The organism is Pseudomonas sp. 43(2021), assembly GCF_017490805.1.
In the GTDB taxonomy this organism is placed as follows: Bacteria; Pseudomonadota; Gammaproteobacteria; order Pseudomonadales; family Pseudomonadaceae; genus Aquipseudomonas.
Genome location: NZ_JAFGYJ010000475.1, coordinates 1 through 457 on the forward strand (window position 1 = coordinate 1; position 457 = coordinate 457).

Annotated in this window: 1 protein-coding gene; it reads left to right on the top strand. The window is 61.7% G+C overall.

Annotated elements, in window-relative coordinates; genetic code table 11:
* On the top strand, positions 1-457 hold a 457-nt coding region (locus tag J5M71_RS28245; protein WP_207838921.1), incomplete at both ends, for an L-serine ammonia-lyase, iron-sulfur-dependent, subunit alpha.

A 457-nucleotide genomic window follows, 5' to 3' on the forward strand; every position in this document is an offset into this window, starting at 1 on the left:
GGTCTGAAAGTACCGCGTCGCGCGGCAAAACTGCATCGCAGCCTGTTGGAAATCGGCAAACCGAATGTGATCAGCTCGACCCTGTCGGCGATGGAATGGGTCAACCTGTTCGCCCTCGCCGTCAACGAAGAAAACGCAGCCGGCGGGCGCATGGTCACCGCGCCGACCAATGGCGCCGCCGGGATCATTCCGGCGGTTCTGCACTACTACATGAAATTCAATCCGGATGCGTCTGACGATGATGTCGTCGCGTTCTTTCTCGGCGCAGCCGCTGTCGGGATTTTGTGCAAGAAAAACGCCTCCATCTCCGGTGCCGAGGTCGGCTGTCAGGGCGAAGTCGGCTCGGCTTGCGCAATGGCTGCCGCCGGCCTGGCCGATGTCCTCGGCGCGACACCGGAGCAACTGGAGAACGCTGCCGAAATCGGCCTGGAACACAACCTCGGTCTGACCTGCGATC